Origin of the sequence: Roseibium sp. (assembly GCF_965216085.1) — a bacterium.
Taxonomy (GTDB): Bacteria; Pseudomonadota; Alphaproteobacteria; order Rhizobiales; family Stappiaceae; genus Roseibium.
In genome coordinates this window covers 2,439,469-2,453,500 of record NZ_OZ244138.1, presented here as the reverse complement: position 1 = coordinate 2,453,500, position 14,032 = coordinate 2,439,469, and the positions used below count along the sequence as shown (strand labels likewise).

The following is a 14,032-nucleotide window of genomic DNA, read 5'->3' as shown; positions in this document are numbered from 1 at the left end:
AGTTCCTGGCACTATCGACAGTGGAGCTTGCGCGAGCCTGTCATGCGTTGATCGAAGAAGTTGAATTCCAAACGAAAAAGGCCGCGCCCATTGGGCGCGGCCTCTCATCCGGTAATCGGTGAAGATTAGCGGAACAGGGACAGAATGTTCTGAGAACCCTGGTTGGCGATGGACAGAGCCTGAATGCCGAGCTGCTGCTGGGTCTGCAGAGCCTGAAGGCGGGTGGACTCTTTGTTCATGTCAGCGTCAACAAGCTGACCGACACCACGATCAATCGCGTCAGTCAATTTGGAGACAAAGTCTTTCTGAAGATCAACACGGGACTTGATCGAACCGAGGGACGTCGCAGCATCCGTGATTTGACCGAGCGCTGCGTCAACACCAGCAATCACCGTATCCAGACCGGCAAGGTCTGCATCGGTAACAGCAGAGATGTCAAAGTCAGCGATACCGGCACCGGTAATGTTGGTTAGAGCCGCAAAACTGCGGTCCTGATCCAAAATGCCGGATTGGTCAGCAGCATCGTACAATTCAGTACCACCAGCAGCAGATGTAATATCGACTGAAATGGTCTGAACGGTGATGGTGCCGCCTGCACGGCTGAACGAAGACACGATGTCCTTCGTTGCTGAGTAACCAGCTGCACTGGAATCAACGGACAGCCAGTTTTCGCCGTTGAAGACAGCCGAGTCTGCTGTCGACTTAAGCTGGTTCTGCAGCTGTGAGATGTCAGACTGGATCTTGCCGCGGTCAACGCCTGGTGTTTTGGCAGCAACAACTTTCGCCTTAATCTCGTTCATCACGTCCACGGTACTGTTCATAGCCGTGTACATGACGTCCACAGTCGCTGCGCCGAGCCCGAGAGCATCGGAAACAGCAGACAAGGCCATATTATCAGACCGCATGGTGGTTGCGATTGACCAATAAGCGGCGTTGTCTTCAGCACCCGCCACACGGAAACCGGTGGAAATCCGGTTTTGCGTAGTCGCAAGGTTTTTGTTTGTGGAAGTCAGGGTCTGCAATGCAGTCATCGCAGAAGCGTTGGTCATCAAACTAGACATGATATGTCCCTTTCAGTGTTACAGTAGGTACTGGTACTTGGATTGGGACATTCCGGAGTTTCACCGGGACGGCGGGGCAGCGTCATGCTTTTGAGCCCTTCAAGGTCAGTGAGGCTCAACCCGTCGTGTGATTTAGAGACTAGACATCAAAACTTGCGCGAAGCTTGCGTCTTTACCCTCAAATTAAAGTTTTTCGTTCTTTTGAGGAAAACGCCATTTTTTTGCAGGTTGCTTCACGTATTTTCTTTCCAGTGCGATCATTCAAACAACACACATTCAAGCAGCCAATCCTGCTCAGAAACAAATATGCCCTGTATCAGCAACCCAAGATATCTTTATCGCGCGCGATAATATCACACAAAAAAGGCGGAGCCATTGGCTCCGCCTTTGTCTCTTCAATCCGGATTAAATGTCAGAAGAACGACCGCACCAAACTGCCAACCAGCAAGTTCCAGCCGTCGATCAAGACGAAAAACAAAGCCTTGAATGGCAAGGAAATAACCGTGGGAGGCAACATCATCATGCCCATCGACATGGTGATGGTGGCAACGATCATGTCGATCACTAGAAACGGAAGCGCGATCAGAAATCCTATCTCAAAGCCGCGGCGGAGCTCAGAAATCATGAATGCTGGGACTAGGACTCGAAGTTCGACTTCTTCTGCCGATTCAGCCGGCTCTTCCGTCACCCGGCCGGCGGCCAGATCGTCAAACAACACCAGATCTTGTTCACGCACCTGGCTAAGCATGAAATCGCGGAACGGGTCAGTGATCCGCCCATAAGCTTCCTGTTCGCTGATCTCGTTGTTCATGAGCGGCTGCACACCGTCTTCCCAGGCTTTGTCGAAAGTCGGTGCCATGACATAAAACGTCATGAACAGCGCCAGGGAGATCAGGATCAGATTACCCGGCGTTGTCTGAAGACCAATTCCAGAGCGCAAGAAGGAAAAGGCGATCACAAAACGGATGAAGCTGGTGACCATGATCAAGATGCCGGGCGCCAGAGACAGCACCGTTAAAAGCATCACCATTTGGATGATACGTCCGGACGCACTTCCCTCGCCTTCAGGCAGCAGCGCGGAGAGATCGGGTACCTGGGCCAAAGCGCCGCCGGACATGCCGAAAGGGAGGATTAAAAGCGCGGCGGCTGTTACAAACAATCGGATCATTGAATTACCACAGACTCCAAAATGACTTCGCGAACCTGGCCTTTGCTGCGCACTTTGGCGCGTTCATTCAGGTCTTCCCGCAAGTGTTGAAGCCCGACGCTGCCTTCCAGGTGAGCCATCGTCAGCGTCCGCAGATAACTCATGAAATCGTCTTCGATACGCTTGCGCAAAACCGCGACATCGCCATCTGGATCATCCTCGAGCAGGAGCGAGGCCTGCAGACGGATCCAGGCTTTGTTCGGAACTGCCAGATTGGTGACCAGCGGCTCCAACCGCTGCAACCGCGTTGAAGGTGCAAATGGCAAGGTCTGGCTGAACGCCTGAGCCTCACGGATCCGTCCATGCACTGCGGTTTCTGTCATGTCAGAGACGAATTTCGCCAGACCGGCCCCAGCTCCGGCGCCAACCAACCCGATCAAGATCAGGGCAGCGAAGAAGCTGGAGCGACCGCTTTCTGTTTCAGCAAAGCTGTATGGAACAACACTGTTGGTCATAGTCGTGCCCCCCGCAGCTCAAAACGGTGTAATGATGTCATAGACCTGCTGGCCCCAACCCGGCTGCTGAACTTCAGTGATCCGGCCTCGGCCGCCATAGGAAATCCGGGCTTCCGCGATCTTGTCGTAGGGAATGATATTGTTGCTTTCGATGTCTCGTGGACGCACGATGCCGCTGACATTGAGGATGCGCATTTCGTAATTGACGCGCACTTCCTGGGAGCCGGAGATAACCAAATTGCCGTTGGGCAAGCGGTCAGTGACAACAGCGGCAACGGACAGGTTGATTTCCTCAGATCGGTCGATGGATCCAGAACCAGCTGAGGTCGATGCAGAATTGCCGCTCAGGTCCGCTTGGCCGCCGGATGTGCTGCCGTTGCTGCCGGCGTTAAAAGACCCGCCAATCCCGATGTCGGAATTCCTGCCGCGCTCGGACGAATTGTCCAATTCCGCCTTGTCATCGATCTGGATCGCGACAGTCAGAACGTCGCCGATTTTTTTTGCGCGCGGGTCGGCAAAGAAGTTTTCACGATCATTGCGCCAGAGCGAGTTGTAGTCCTTGACGCCGCCAGGCGCGAAGGTGCTGAGCGGATAAACCTTAGCCGGCCGGTTGGCCAATCCATACCCAACTGGGGACATTTCCGGCGCCTTGCCGAGATCTTCCAGTTGCCCGGCGCAGCCAGAAAGCACAGCTGCTCCCAAAGACATGAGCATCAAACGCATTAAAATCTCCGTTGTACGACGGGGTTCGTAAAGCCCATCATGGATTGGGTCAGCTGGGCCGCTCGGGCCGGCTCCATTTCGTCAAGGATCGCGCTGGCAACCCGGGCTTTTAGTTTCAGAAGCACACCGATGGCAGCTTCATCTTCTGTGGTCGACAGTTGTTCAGCAGCCGCCGTTGGACGCATCCGGCCAATGATCGTGACCACCTGATCTTCAACCTGTTCCAGCAGTTCCTCACGGCGCGCGACCCAGGCTTCAAACTCCCGTTCCTTGCGCTGCAGTTCAGCAATGCGGGCCTGCAGGCGGCCTTCCAGAGCAATCATCTTCCAGGTTTGCCATTGGATGCGGGCATCGCTGGCAGCGTCCGCGATGTTTTTGCAATAAAGTTCGCTATCGCGCAGCGGCTGACCGTGTTGATCCTTGTGTTGGATCTCAACCGTCTCGACTTTCACCGGCTTGGCCGGCGGTGTCTCAGCTCGCGCGGCGCTGCCTGCGCAAACGATCTGGAGAGCCAGGCATGTCAGAATGCCGGCCGTCCGGCATCCATCCACGAGAGTAGGCATGTGAGCACTGTCCTTTGCGAGTGACCAGTTTGATTGGACAATCACTGATCGAGCTTGTGCGAGGCTGTCGGCTGCACAAAACAAAAGAAACGCCGCTGGGCGCGGCGCTTCTTCTTGCGTATCCAGATCTAGCGGATGCCTACTGGACCACAAGCTCGGCTTGAAGGGCCCCTGCAGTCTTGATCGCCTGCAGGATGGCAATGATCCCGGTTGGCCTCAGGCCGATACGGTTAAGACCGCGCACCAGGGTAGGCAGATCAGTGCCGCCAACAACGGCGAGCCGCCCGCCGCTCTCCTGAGCATCCACATAAGTCCGCGGCACCACCACCGTTTCCCCGTTTTGCGAAAACGGCGAAGGCTGAGACACTTCAGGCGCTTCGGAAATTCGGACGGTCAGATTGCCGTGGGTGATCGCCACCGTCGAAATCTGAACATCCTTGCCAATCACCACTGTCCCTGTGCGTTCATCGATGACGACCTTGGCGCTTTGGTCCGGCCGGACGCGGATGGATTCGATTTCCGCAATGAACCGGGTCATGCTCACCTTCTTCGGCGGGGTCAGATCAATCGACCGGTAGTCCCGCTCTTTGGCAACCCGAATGCCATACCGTTCTCTGGTATAGCGGTTGATGGCATCAGTGATACGCACTGCGGTCTTGAAATCAGGGTTGGACAACTCAAGAACCAGGTCGGGAATTTGCGCAAACTTTGCCGGTAAATTGCGTTCGATCAGGCCACCGTTCGGCACCCGGCCAACGGTTGGAATGCCTTGAGTGAGGCTTTCCGCAGCTCCGAGTTCGGCAAATCCCGAAACAGCCACCGGACCTTGCGCCACAGCATAGATCTGACCATCCGCGCCTAAAAGCGGTGTGGCAACCAGCATGCCGCCAGCAAGTGATGTTGCATCGCCCAGCGAAGACACGCTGACGTCGATCGTCGATCCCTTGCCGATGAACGACGGCATTTCGGCGGTCACCACGACAGCAGCCACATTGCGGGTCCTAAGCGGTGTATCGCGGACATTGACGCCCAGGCTGTCCAGCATCGATTGCAAAGATTGCTCTGTAAAAGGCGAATTGCGCAAGGTGTCGCCGGAGCCTTTCAGCCCAATCACCAGGCCGTAGCCGACAAGCTGGTTGTCACGCACCCCTTGAAGATTGGCAATGTCCTTGATCCGCACCATTGCGGTGGCCGGCATGGCGGTCAAAAGCGCCAGCAGGCAAATGAAAATCCGGACCATCTATCAATTCTCCACGCGGATCGAACCGTCTTGCTGAACCCTGCCGGACACCACCAGACCGCTGTCGACGTTGCGGACACGGACAAAACTCCCGGCACCGCCATTTTGAAGCGCTTCCACCTGCATGATGATCATCAAACCCTGCTCGTGAAACACCAGCCGGGCCGGTTCACCGCGCTTCACCAGAAGCGGTTTTTCGACAGCGCTGACAGGAATTGGCTGACCCGGCAGCAAGGTCCTCCGGGCAACGAGCCCCACGACCTGACTGCGATGCGCTGCCACGGCAAACTGCTGAGCAGCACGGCTCGGAAACTTGCGTTCAATCAAATCCTGGTGGCTGAGTTCCGTTCCCGGCGGGATTGTCTGGCGCGGGACCGGCAATTGAATGCCCGCCGCCTGGACGGCCTGCGTCAAGCCAAGCACAGCAAACAGCACTGTCAGGGTTCTAAGGACTTTGGTCATGAGGTTCGCCCCCGGTGCCTGGTTATCGGATGCCGTTGGTGACGGTGTTGGCCATTTCGTCGGCCGCTTTCATGACCTTAGAGTTCATCTCATAACCGCGCTGGGCGGAGATGAGCGCGGTGATTTCCTTCACCGGGTCGACGTTGGATGTTTCAAGATAGCCCTGACGGACCACGCCAAACCCCGGATCTCCCGGGACACCGGCAACCGGTGCGCCCGACGCCGGTGTTTCGCGGAAGAGGTTGCCACCGACCGGTTCCAGGCCGACATCATTTGCAAAGTTAGCGAGGGTCAGCTGGCCAAGTTCACGCGGGTTCAATTCGCCATCAATCTTGGCATAGACCTGACCGCTTTCGTTGATCACAACTTCGATCGTGTCATTGGGAATGATAATCGCCGGCTCTACCGTGTAGCCATCAATGGTGACGAGGCGGCCGTCTGCATTCTTGTTGAAGGAACCTGCCCGTGTAAAAAGCGTTTCATCATCCGGTCCGGTGACCTCAAACCAGCCCCGGCCATCCAGTGCCACGTCAAACTGGTTGCCGGTGTTGTTCATTGGACCTTGCACATGCAGTTTGCGGATACCTGCCGTGCGCACACCAAGACCCAGCTGCGCGCCTTCCGGCACCGGATCTTCGCCGCCGCGGTTTGGAACACCCTGCAAGCGTTCTGCCTGATAAAGCAGGTCCGAAAACTCGGCCTGGGCCCGTTTGAACGATGTGGTGTTCATATTGGCGATGTTGTTGGCAACCACTTCCACATTGAGCTGCTGAGCGCTCATTCCGGTCGCCGCGATAGCAAGGGCTTTCATCTTTTGTCTCCTAAAGTCGCTGAAAAGGCGATTTAATCGCTCTCGATTTTTTCAAGGCAGATCAAATCGTCATGCGGCTCACTTCCTGATAGGCGCTGACGACCTTGTCCCTAATGGCAATGGCGGTCTGCAGGGTGGATTCCGCCTGCATCACGGCTTCAACAACTTGCTGAACGGAGGCTTGGCCATCCACACCGGCAATCGCTGCAGCTTCGCCCTGCTTGACCTTGTCGATTGCCGTTTGCGACACTTCTGCAATCGCATCGGAAAAAGACGGGCCGGAAACCTGTTCGGTTCCGCCAAGATCCGGGGGACCGGACATGTAGCGCGTGGTTGACGTTGATTTCAAAATCCCATCCGTCGACGATGCCGATGTCAGGGCAGAGATTTCGTTGATCATGATCAGGTCCTCAACAGGTCGATGTGGCGCATGACCATTTCGCGGGCCTGGGTCATGACTTTCAAATTGGCTTCATAGGATCGGTTGGTTTCGCGCATATCCGCGAGTTCCATCAGCGTATTGACGTTCGGCATCTTCACGTAGCCATCGATGTCCGCTGCCGGATGTCCGGGATCGTATTCAACGGTGAACGGCGCCTTGTCCGTGCCAATGCCTTTCACAGACACGAGATTGGCTTGGCTCGCCCGATTGAATTCGCTTTCGAACGTGATCGTCTTGCGGCGGTAGGGATCGTCACCGGATGTCTCGCCGGTCGACCGGGCGTTGGCCAGGTTTTCTGACACGATCCGCATGCGGTCGGACTGGGCTTTCAACCCGGAAGCGGCAATTTCTAATGTGGCGGAAAGAGGATCGGACATAGCTTGAAATCACCTGGGCTTAGGGTTTGACGGCTGTGAGGTACATTTTGTGGAACGACTTGGCGATGGACGCGTTCAGCGAATGATCACGCGCGACCTCACCGGCTTTCATCAGCTCCTGTTCCAGGCTGACAGAGTTGCCGGAGTGGCTCACGGACCAGCTGTCGGCCTTTTCGACATCCGAGGCTCGCGCCGCTTCCATGGTCTGGCCGAGGTGACTGCCGTGCGTTGCGGTCATCGCCAGCTGGCTTTTGCTGATCACAGACGTAAACGGCTCGACATCCTTTGCGCCAAAACCTGGGGTGTTCGCATTGGCGATGTTTTCCGCAATTGCCGCCTGGCGGACAGACAGCCATTCGTTGTTCTGCGAGACCAGTTTGTTCAGGAACACCGGTTCCATAAAAACCTCCATTCAGCCGGGATCGCAGCAGTTCTAAAACTCCAAGCTTGTCTGAGGCTGTTCCACTGAACCGTGGCACCGTAAGGCTCGCGCAATCTCCGTAGGGCATGGATCACGCTGATAACTTTCCGAGTGCCGGCACACCCACGCCGGCCCAATCCTGACGAGCGGAGACCACAATGACCCAGCGATGGCGTCCCAAGGACGGCGCGTTGATCGAAGAGCCACTAAATCGCCAGACGGCGCCTGCATACCCAATTGCAGCGGCCAGGCGGTGGACGTTTGGCGTGGTTGCTGCCGTCTGCATCGCCCCGATCCCGGGCGCGCTTGCTCAACCTTACAATTGTCATGCGTATGCGCGTGCTTATGCGGACGCCCATGTCAATCCCGGCGGGACGGATCTGGAGATCTATGACCGCGGATCCCGTGGCGCTGTTGCCGGCGGTATCTGGGCTGGACCCAGTGGTGCGGAACGCGGTGCGAAGATCGGCGGCGCGCTCGCGGTTCTGGACAACTTAGGCAATTATCCGGCCGGCTGGCGAAGTCTTTATGACCTTGCTTACCGGATGTGCGTCAATGACCAGTCCAGCGTCAATCATCGCCCGACAACTCTTGGCGATCCGACGTACCGAGGGCGGCCGCTGATCAAACAGCAAGCTCCACCACCTGCTCTCGAGCCGCGGCAGCAGCTCGCGCCGCCACCTCCTCCATCACCACCTCCCCCGCCACCGGCGGCTCCACGTCGTTGAGGTCCAAAATGTTCAAAGGTTTAAGCCTCAACAGGCAGACGGCTATGAATGCCGTTCAAAAACGTTTTTTCCCGCGCTGGCGCACACGATTGCGGCCGGCGAAACTCGCCAGCCTGACCAACGATTACATTTGCGATTGCACCACCCGGGACATCTCCCAGGGCGGCTTGCGGCTCTTGCTCAACGAAGACCTGCCGCTGCCCAAGGAATTCTACGTCTTCGATGTCACGGAACGGACCATTTCGGAAGTCCGGCTGTGCTGGCGGGACGGCTTGGAAGCCGGTGTGGCCTATCTGGTGCCGCCCGCCAGCATCGCACTTTATGAAAACACTGGTGTACGTCGGCTTGCCCAGCGCTTCTATGCACTTGAGGACTGAGGCTTAGCCCAAAAGTTCCGACGTCAGCTGGCTTGACGGATCGGCCAGACCCTCAATTACATCAAAATGGTGCTTGCCCGGATCTTCATGAAAAGTTGCCGTCTCCCAGGCATCGGCCAACAGCTGGGATTGGCGGATAAACTCCGGCCGTTCACTTCCCCCGACCCAGGCGGTCACCGGACACGAGGTAGCCGGCGCAAGCAGCGCTGCGCTTTCCTTTTCCGCGCCTTCTTCATTGAGCAGAAAATCATCGTTCATCGCGGTCTTCATCAAGGGCCGCAAGTCATGCAGGCCGCTGATCGACACGACCATTTCGATCCGGTCCAAGACATCCGGCTTCAGCGGAGTGTCCTTGCAAACCATTCGGGTGACCAGGTGCCCGCCCGCAGAATGCCCAGAGAGGCGGACCGGCCCCTCGACGCGTTGTGCGGATTTGTTGAGCGCGGCACCGATCTGAGATGTGATCTCTGAAATCTGAACCGCCGGCGCCAAGTCATAACTCGGCATGCAGACGGACCAGCCGTTGCCCAGCGCACCGGCAGCCAGATGAGACCAATAGGACTTGTCAAACCGGCGCCAATAACCGCCATGAACAAAAACCGCCAGCCCCTTACTTGACCCATCTGGGTGAAACAGATCCAGGCGTTGCCGGTCGCCGTCGCCATAAATGATGTCCAGATCTTTTTTGATCCAGCTAGACCGGAAATTCAGCGCTTCATCAGCCCAGCGCGCGGGATAACTGTCGGCGTTCTCAATATATGCGCCATTGGCGTAGGCATCGTCCCAATCGAAATCTGGCGAAAGTGTCATCAATCTTTCCTGCACTCACATGCGTTCCTATTTGAACTGGCAACCTTGCCTGATTTTCTAGCGAATTGAAATGCCGCTTAGGCCATTCATATTGCTTGTCAAATCACGCAAGTACCCCCTACCTTGGCGGCACGGATAATCTGGGAGGTTTCAAACCGTATGATCGAGCGCTGTTCCAATCGTGTGCAAAACCTGGCGCATTTTCTAACTCGCAATGCCCGCCGCTGGCCGGAACGTCCGGCGCTTGTCTGGGGGAATAGAACCTGGAGCTGGCAGGACCTTGATCAACGCGTTTCAGCTCTGTGTGCTGCCCTTACAACCGACTTGGGGATCACCAAGGGCGACCGCATACTGGTTCAGGCACAAAACTCCAATCAGATGGTGGAGATCATGCTGGCCGCTTTCCGGCTTGGCGCCATTTGGGTTCCTTGCAATTTCCGCCAGGCTCCGGGTGAAACCGCTTATGCGGCGGAGAAGTCCAAGGCCAATCTTTTCCTGTGTGATGCTGACTATGCGGCTCAAGCGGACGCGGTGAAAACGGCTTGCCCGGATATAGCCGGTGTTATCACCATCGGGGAAAGCGCATTCGGGCAGTCGTATGAGACCTTGATTGCCAAACATGCAGGCACGTCCATTGGCAATGCGAACGTCGATCACAATGATCCCTGCTGGTATTTCTTCACCTCTGGCTCAACTGGCCGTCCGAAAGCGGTGGTGCTCACCCATGGCCAGATCGGCATTGTCACAGTCAACTACATGGCCGACCTTCTGCCCGGAACTTCCGAGACAGATGCCGCTCTAGTGATTGCCCCTCTCTCCCATGGGGCCGGTCTACAACTGATCGCACAGCTATCTTGTGGCGCTGCCCATATCCTGATGCCGCAAGGCGGGTTTAAGCCATCCGATGCCTTTCGCCTGATCGAAGAGCACAAGATCTCGAACATGTTCACTGTTCCGACAATCGTAAAGCGGCTGGTGGAAGATCCAGCCGTTGATGAGTTTGATCACTCCAGCCTGCGGCATCTGATCTATGCAGGCGCCCCCATGTATAGGGAAGATCAAAAACAGGCCTTGGAAAAACTCGGCCCGGTGCTGGTGCAGTATTATGGCCTTGGCGAGGTGACCGGAAACATTACGGTTCTAAGGCCCAGTGAGCACTCTATGGAGGACGGGCCTCATACACGGACCGGTACCTGTGGTGTGGAACGCACCGGGATCGAGATTTCCATTCAAGATGATACGGGCAAGGTCCTAGGTCCGCAGGAAACCGGCGAAGTCTGTGTCGTCGGGTCTGCCGTATGTTCCGGTTATCTGGATGATGACGGCGCCAACCAGAAGTCGTTTAGAAATGGCTGGTTCCGCACTGGCGACATCGGCCATATGGATGAGGCCCGCTATCTCTATCTCACCGGCCGGGCCTCAGACATGTATATTTCTGGCGGCTCCAACGTTTATCCGAAGGAAGTCGAAGAGATCCTTCTGACCCATCCCGCCATTTCAGAAGTTGCCATTCTCGGCATTCCTGATCCGCAATGGGGCGAAGTCGGCCTAGCAGTCTGTGTCATGGAACAGGGCAATCAAACCGATAGCGCGGAGCTTTCTGAGTTTTTGAAGGACAAGATCACCCGTTACAAGATGCCGGCACGCTATCTCTTCATTGAGGAAATGCCGACCAGCGCCTATGGCAAGATCACCAAGAAGCTGGTGCGTGAATACCTCACCGAAAAAGGCCTGTTATGAGACGTCCGGCGCCACGCACCCTGGAAGACGTTCGGCATCCCGGTCCAAAGGCGGAAAACCGGTTGCCGCATGCCTTGTGCCACGCAGAACCGGTATCCTTTCAGCTGTCAGGCAACGAACCGCTGCTCAACGCTTTGGGACACTGGGCAACCAACGCAGGATATGGTTCTGCCGTCTTGGATCTCTCGGGCCTTCACCTGACGCCCTTCGACTATGTCATGCCGGACCGTGCCATTGATGACCGCCATGCAGCCTGGTACAGCGATACCCATGCGTCCAAGGGCGCAAAGCTTGACGAGGCTGTCGCGATCCTCGGCTGGCGGGACGGCGGCTGGTTCGCTCATATTCATGCCTTTTGGCAGGAAGACGGCCACACGCATTTTGCGCATTTGTTGCCCGAAACCCTTTCACTTGCAGAAGAGGCTCAAATCTCTGGGCATGGCATCACCGGTGCCCGTTTTGAAGCAGCTCTTGATCCAGAAACCGAATTCACCTTGTTCCGCGTCAAATCCGATCCAGAAGGGACAGATGGCAAGGTTTGCAATGCGGTGATCACCACTTTGGCGCCTTTTACCGACCTTCATTCCAGTATCGAAGAGCTGGGAGCCGCATTACCTGGTTCCATCTATTCTGTTCATGGCCTCGGCAGTCTCGCTGGAGCAGCCTTTGCGGAAGGCCCGCCCATGACCGGACTGATATCGGAAATTCTCCTTCAGAGCGGGGCTGGCCTCACCGCAGATGGCAACTTGCGTCTGCCTCTGCGCACCATCGATCTGAACAAAGACCAGTTTCAGGGCAATGCACTGCCAGGTGGTTGCCCGACGCTGGTGACCAACGAGTTGCTTCTTGTAGCAAAGGATCGATAAGCGAAAAAAGAAAAGGCCAGCTCCGGGGAACGGAAAACTGGCCTTTCGCGGAATAAATCTGCCGAGGGATCCGGTTTACCAGGCCAGACAGCACGTCCGCCGCCCCTCAATCCGAGGGCCTCATGCGCACTGCCTCAAAACATAATTGGGCAGGTCTTTCCGTCCCGTTTTATAGGCCGCAGCAGCTCATCTCTTTCTAGGTGGGATGTGATCGAGAGTATCTGCCGCGCCCCATCGCCTGGTTGATTGGATCTCCTAGCCGATTTTTGCCGCAATGCTCTTGGTCTTGCAGTAGCTCTTCAGACCTTCGATGCCCTTTTCCCGGCCGAAACCGGATTTCTTGTTGCCGCCAAATGGCACTTCAATGCCGCCAGCGAAATACTCGTTGATGTAGATCTGCCCTGCGTCAATCTTGCGGGCGAGCTGGTGAGCCTTGGAAAAATCCGAAGTGTAGATGCCAGCGACCAGGCCGTATTGGCAGTCATTGGCCAGTTCCAGCGCATGATCGGCGTCCTCTGCGACCTGAACGGTCAGCACCGGACCGAAGATCTCTTCCTGGGCAAGCTCGTCCTTGGCCGGAACAGCGTCTACGATGGTCGGTTCAAAGAACCAGCCAGCGCCTGTTTCCGGATCGTTGGTGATGGCGCCACCGACTGCAACAGTTGCGCCGCGCTCTTTCGCCCGGTCAATGAAACCAGCAATCTTGGCCAGATGTTCGGCAGAATTGACCGGACCAAGTTCAGGCTGGTTGAGCCCATGACCGATTTTCAGCGCCTTGGTGCGCTTGACCAGTTCAGAGACGAACTCCTCATGGATCGATTTTTCGATGACAAGACGGGAGCCTGCAGAACAGATCTGACCGGCGTTTTCAAAGATGGCGCCCATAATGCCGTTGAGCGCCTGTTCCTTGTTGCAATCAGCCAAAACGACCACCGGCGATTTGCCGCCAAGTTCCAGCACAACGCGGGTGATGTCATCGGCAGCCGCCTTCATCACTGCCTTGCCAGTCTGGACAGAGCCGGTGAAGGTGATGTGATCAACACCAGTGTTTTGGGTCAAAGGCGCACCGGTTTCCATGCCTGTTCCGGTGACCACATTGCAAACCCCATCCGGCAAGCCGGCGTCCGACAAGATCTTGGCCAAAAGCAGCGCGGTGAACGGGGTCTGTTCGGCCGGTTTTGCCACAACGGTACATCCAGCCGCCAGAGCTGGTGCAAAGCCGCGGGCGGCTGTTGAAATCGGGAAGTTCCACGGAATGATGTGCGCGGTCACCCCGACCGGTTCATGGATCGAATAGCCTATGTAATCGCCCGCGAGCGGGAAACTGTCGCCCTGTAGCTTGTCACAGGCGCCGGCATAGTATTCGAACGTGCGTGCAGCACCACGAACATCGCCGATGGATTCTTGAAGCGGTTTTCCGCAGTCGAGTGTTTCGACAACCGCCAGCAGATCCAAGTTTTCCAGGATCAGTTCGGAAGTTTTCAGAAGAATACGCGCACGTTCAACCGGTGCCATGTCGCGCCAGACGGTCTCAAACGCTTTCCGCGAGGAAAGAACGGCTGCATCCACATCCTCAGACGTTCCGGCCGTGAACCGCGCAAACGCTGCCCCCTTGCCCGGATCGAAGCTTTCCATGGTGCGGTTGTGCGAGGGCTGCGAAAACGCGCCGTCGATGAAGTGGCCCAATGGCAACGCAGAGAGCGTGCCAGTCTGTTCGTATTCGGCGATGAGGTCTTGTTGAGACGCCAT

At 56.4% G+C, this 14,032-nt stretch carries 17 protein-coding genes; 4 read left to right on the top strand and 13 right to left on the bottom strand.

Annotated features, from left to right (window positions below; translation table 11 throughout):
• Nucleotides 1–125: 125 nt before the first annotated feature.
• The 11 genes from ACOOFE_RS11335 to flgB form a co-directional block, all read right to left on the bottom strand.
• Nucleotides 126–1,061, bottom strand: a complete 936-nt coding sequence (locus tag ACOOFE_RS11335) for a flagellin (protein ID WP_420415011.1) — start codon at nt 1,059–1,061, stop codon at nt 126–128.
• A gap of 412 nt (nt 1,062–1,473) precedes the next feature.
• Entirely contained in the window at nt 1,474–2,229 is a 756-nt protein-coding gene (fliP, locus tag ACOOFE_RS11330; RefSeq protein WP_420415010.1) for a flagellar type III secretion system pore protein FliP, read from the bottom strand.
• Nucleotides 2,226–2,723 (bottom strand): flagellar basal body-associated FliL family protein, encoded by a 498-nt coding sequence (locus ACOOFE_RS11325; protein WP_420415009.1) that lies wholly within the window; start codon nt 2,721–2,723, stop codon nt 2,226–2,228. Before ACOOFE_RS11325 ends, fliP begins: the two co-directional genes overlap by 4 nt.
• A gap of 18 nt (nt 2,724–2,741) precedes the next feature.
• Complete coding sequence (gene flgH / locus ACOOFE_RS11320) at nt 2,742–3,437, bottom strand: flagellar basal body L-ring protein FlgH (protein WP_420415569.1); 696 nt, start codon at nt 3,435–3,437, stop codon at nt 2,742–2,744.
• An 8-nt stretch (nt 3,438–3,445) separates the two neighbouring features.
• Complete coding sequence (locus ACOOFE_RS11315; protein WP_420415008.1) at nt 3,446–4,009, bottom strand: MotE family protein; 564 nt, start codon at nt 4,007–4,009, stop codon at nt 3,446–3,448.
• A 139-nt stretch (nt 4,010–4,148) separates the two neighbouring features.
• The gene (gene flgI, locus ACOOFE_RS11310) at nt 4,149–5,249 is read right to left on the bottom strand and encodes a flagellar basal body P-ring protein FlgI (protein WP_420415007.1); all 1,101 of its coding nucleotides are present in this window, start codon (nt 5,247–5,249) and stop codon (nt 4,149–4,151) included.
• Between the two features lie 3 nt (nt 5,250–5,252).
• Nucleotides 5,253–5,711, bottom strand: a complete 459-nt coding sequence (gene flgA / locus ACOOFE_RS11305; protein ID WP_420415006.1) for a flagellar basal body P-ring formation chaperone FlgA — start codon at nt 5,709–5,711, stop codon at nt 5,253–5,255.
• 22 nt (nt 5,712–5,733) lie between these two features.
• Nucleotides 5,734–6,522, bottom strand: a complete 789-nt coding sequence (gene flgG, locus ACOOFE_RS11300) for a flagellar basal-body rod protein FlgG (protein WP_420415005.1) — start codon at nt 6,520–6,522, stop codon at nt 5,734–5,736.
• 61 nt (nt 6,523–6,583) lie between these two features.
• Nucleotides 6,584–6,922: a flagellar hook-basal body complex protein FliE gene (locus ACOOFE_RS11295; protein WP_420415004.1), complete on the bottom strand. Its 339-nt coding sequence runs from the start codon at nt 6,920–6,922 to the stop codon at nt 6,584–6,586.
• Nucleotides 6,923–6,924: 2 nt separating this feature from the next.
• Nucleotides 6,925–7,341, bottom strand: a complete 417-nt coding sequence (gene flgC / locus ACOOFE_RS11290) for a flagellar basal body rod protein FlgC (RefSeq protein ID WP_420415003.1) — start codon at nt 7,339–7,341, stop codon at nt 6,925–6,927.
• Between the two features lie 19 nt (nt 7,342–7,360).
• Nucleotides 7,361–7,741, bottom strand: a complete 381-nt coding sequence (flgB, locus tag ACOOFE_RS11285; RefSeq protein WP_420415002.1) for a flagellar basal body rod protein FlgB — start codon at nt 7,739–7,741, stop codon at nt 7,361–7,363.
• Nucleotides 7,742–7,920: 179 nt separating this feature from the next.
• Here flgB and ACOOFE_RS11280 point away from each other — a divergent pair, with 179 nt between their 5' ends.
• Nucleotides 7,921–8,490, top strand: coding sequence for a hypothetical protein (locus ACOOFE_RS11280; protein WP_420415001.1), 570 nt, complete (start codon nt 7,921–7,923; stop codon nt 8,488–8,490).
• Nucleotides 8,491–8,498: 8 nt separating this feature from the next.
• On the top strand, nt 8,499–8,867 hold the full coding sequence (locus ACOOFE_RS11275) for a PilZ domain-containing protein (protein ID WP_420415000.1): 369 nt from the start codon (nt 8,499–8,501) through the stop codon (nt 8,865–8,867).
• 3 nt (nt 8,868–8,870) lie between these two features.
• Here the strand turns inward: ACOOFE_RS11275 and ACOOFE_RS11270 are convergent, their stop codons facing one another.
• Nucleotides 8,871–9,677 (bottom strand): alpha/beta hydrolase, encoded by an 807-nt coding sequence (locus tag ACOOFE_RS11270; protein WP_420414999.1) that lies wholly within the window; start codon nt 9,675–9,677, stop codon nt 8,871–8,873.
• A 159-nt stretch (nt 9,678–9,836) separates the two neighbouring features.
• Here ACOOFE_RS11270 and ACOOFE_RS11265 point away from each other — a divergent pair, with 159 nt between their 5' ends.
• Together ACOOFE_RS11265 and ACOOFE_RS11260 are read left to right on the top strand one after the other, a co-directional pair.
• Complete coding sequence (locus tag ACOOFE_RS11265) at nt 9,837–11,417, top strand: acyl-CoA synthetase (RefSeq protein ID WP_420414998.1); 1,581 nt, start codon at nt 9,837–9,839, stop codon at nt 11,415–11,417.
• The gene (locus ACOOFE_RS11260) at nt 11,414–12,283 is read left to right on the top strand and encodes a hypothetical protein (protein WP_420414997.1); all 870 of its coding nucleotides are present in this window, start codon (nt 11,414–11,416) and stop codon (nt 12,281–12,283) included. The genes ACOOFE_RS11265 and ACOOFE_RS11260 overlap by 4 nt, the downstream gene beginning before the upstream one ends.
• A 255-nt stretch (nt 12,284–12,538) precedes the next feature.
• Here ACOOFE_RS11260 and ACOOFE_RS11255 read toward each other — a convergent pair whose 3' ends face one another.
• The gene (locus tag ACOOFE_RS11255; RefSeq protein WP_420414996.1) at nt 12,539–14,032 is read right to left on the bottom strand and encodes an aldehyde dehydrogenase family protein; all 1,494 of its coding nucleotides are present in this window, start codon (nt 14,030–14,032) and stop codon (nt 12,539–12,541) included.

Coding starts and splice junctions, on each gene's coding strand:
- ACOOFE_RS11335 (WP_420415011.1), bottom strand. CDS start 1,061: ATGTCTAGTTTGATGACCAACGCTTCTGCGATGACTGCATTGCAGACC.
- fliP (WP_420415010.1), bottom strand. CDS start 2,229: ATGATCCGATTGTTTGTAACAGCCGCCGCGCTTTTAATCCTCCCTTTC.
- ACOOFE_RS11325 (WP_420415009.1), bottom strand. CDS start 2,723: ATGACCAACAGTGTTGTTCCATACAGCTTTGCTGAAACAGAAAGCGGT.
- flgH (WP_420415569.1), bottom strand. CDS start 3,437: ATGCTCATGTCTTTGGGAGCAGCTGTGCTTTCTGGCTGCGCCGGGCAA.
- ACOOFE_RS11315 (WP_420415008.1), bottom strand. CDS start 4,009: ATGCCTACTCTCGTGGATGGATGCCGGACGGCCGGCATTCTGACATGC.
- flgI (WP_420415007.1), bottom strand. CDS start 5,249: ATGGTCCGGATTTTCATTTGCCTGCTGGCGCTTTTGACCGCCATGCCG.
- flgA (WP_420415006.1), bottom strand. CDS start 5,711: ATGACCAAAGTCCTTAGAACCCTGACAGTGCTGTTTGCTGTGCTTGGC.
- flgG (WP_420415005.1), bottom strand. CDS start 6,522: ATGAAAGCCCTTGCTATCGCGGCGACCGGAATGAGCGCTCAGCAGCTC.
- ACOOFE_RS11295 (WP_420415004.1), bottom strand. CDS start 6,922: ATGATCAACGAAATCTCTGCCCTGACATCGGCATCGTCGACGGATGGG.
- flgC (WP_420415003.1), bottom strand. CDS start 7,341: ATGTCCGATCCTCTTTCCGCCACATTAGAAATTGCCGCTTCCGGGTTG.
- flgB (WP_420415002.1), bottom strand. CDS start 7,741: ATGGAACCGGTGTTCCTGAACAAACTGGTCTCGCAGAACAACGAATGG.
- ACOOFE_RS11280 (WP_420415001.1), top strand. CDS start 7,921: ATGACCCAGCGATGGCGTCCCAAGGACGGCGCGTTGATCGAAGAGCCA.
- ACOOFE_RS11275 (WP_420415000.1), top strand. CDS start 8,499: ATGTTCAAAGGTTTAAGCCTCAACAGGCAGACGGCTATGAATGCCGTT.
- ACOOFE_RS11270 (WP_420414999.1), bottom strand. CDS start 9,677: ATGACACTTTCGCCAGATTTCGATTGGGACGATGCCTACGCCAATGGC.
- ACOOFE_RS11265 (WP_420414998.1), top strand. CDS start 9,837: ATGATCGAGCGCTGTTCCAATCGTGTGCAAAACCTGGCGCATTTTCTA.
- ACOOFE_RS11260 (WP_420414997.1), top strand. CDS start 11,414: ATGAGACGTCCGGCGCCACGCACCCTGGAAGACGTTCGGCATCCCGGT.
- ACOOFE_RS11255 (WP_420414996.1), bottom strand. CDS start 14,032: ATGGCGTCTCAACAAGACCTCATCGCCGAATACGAACAGACTGGCACG.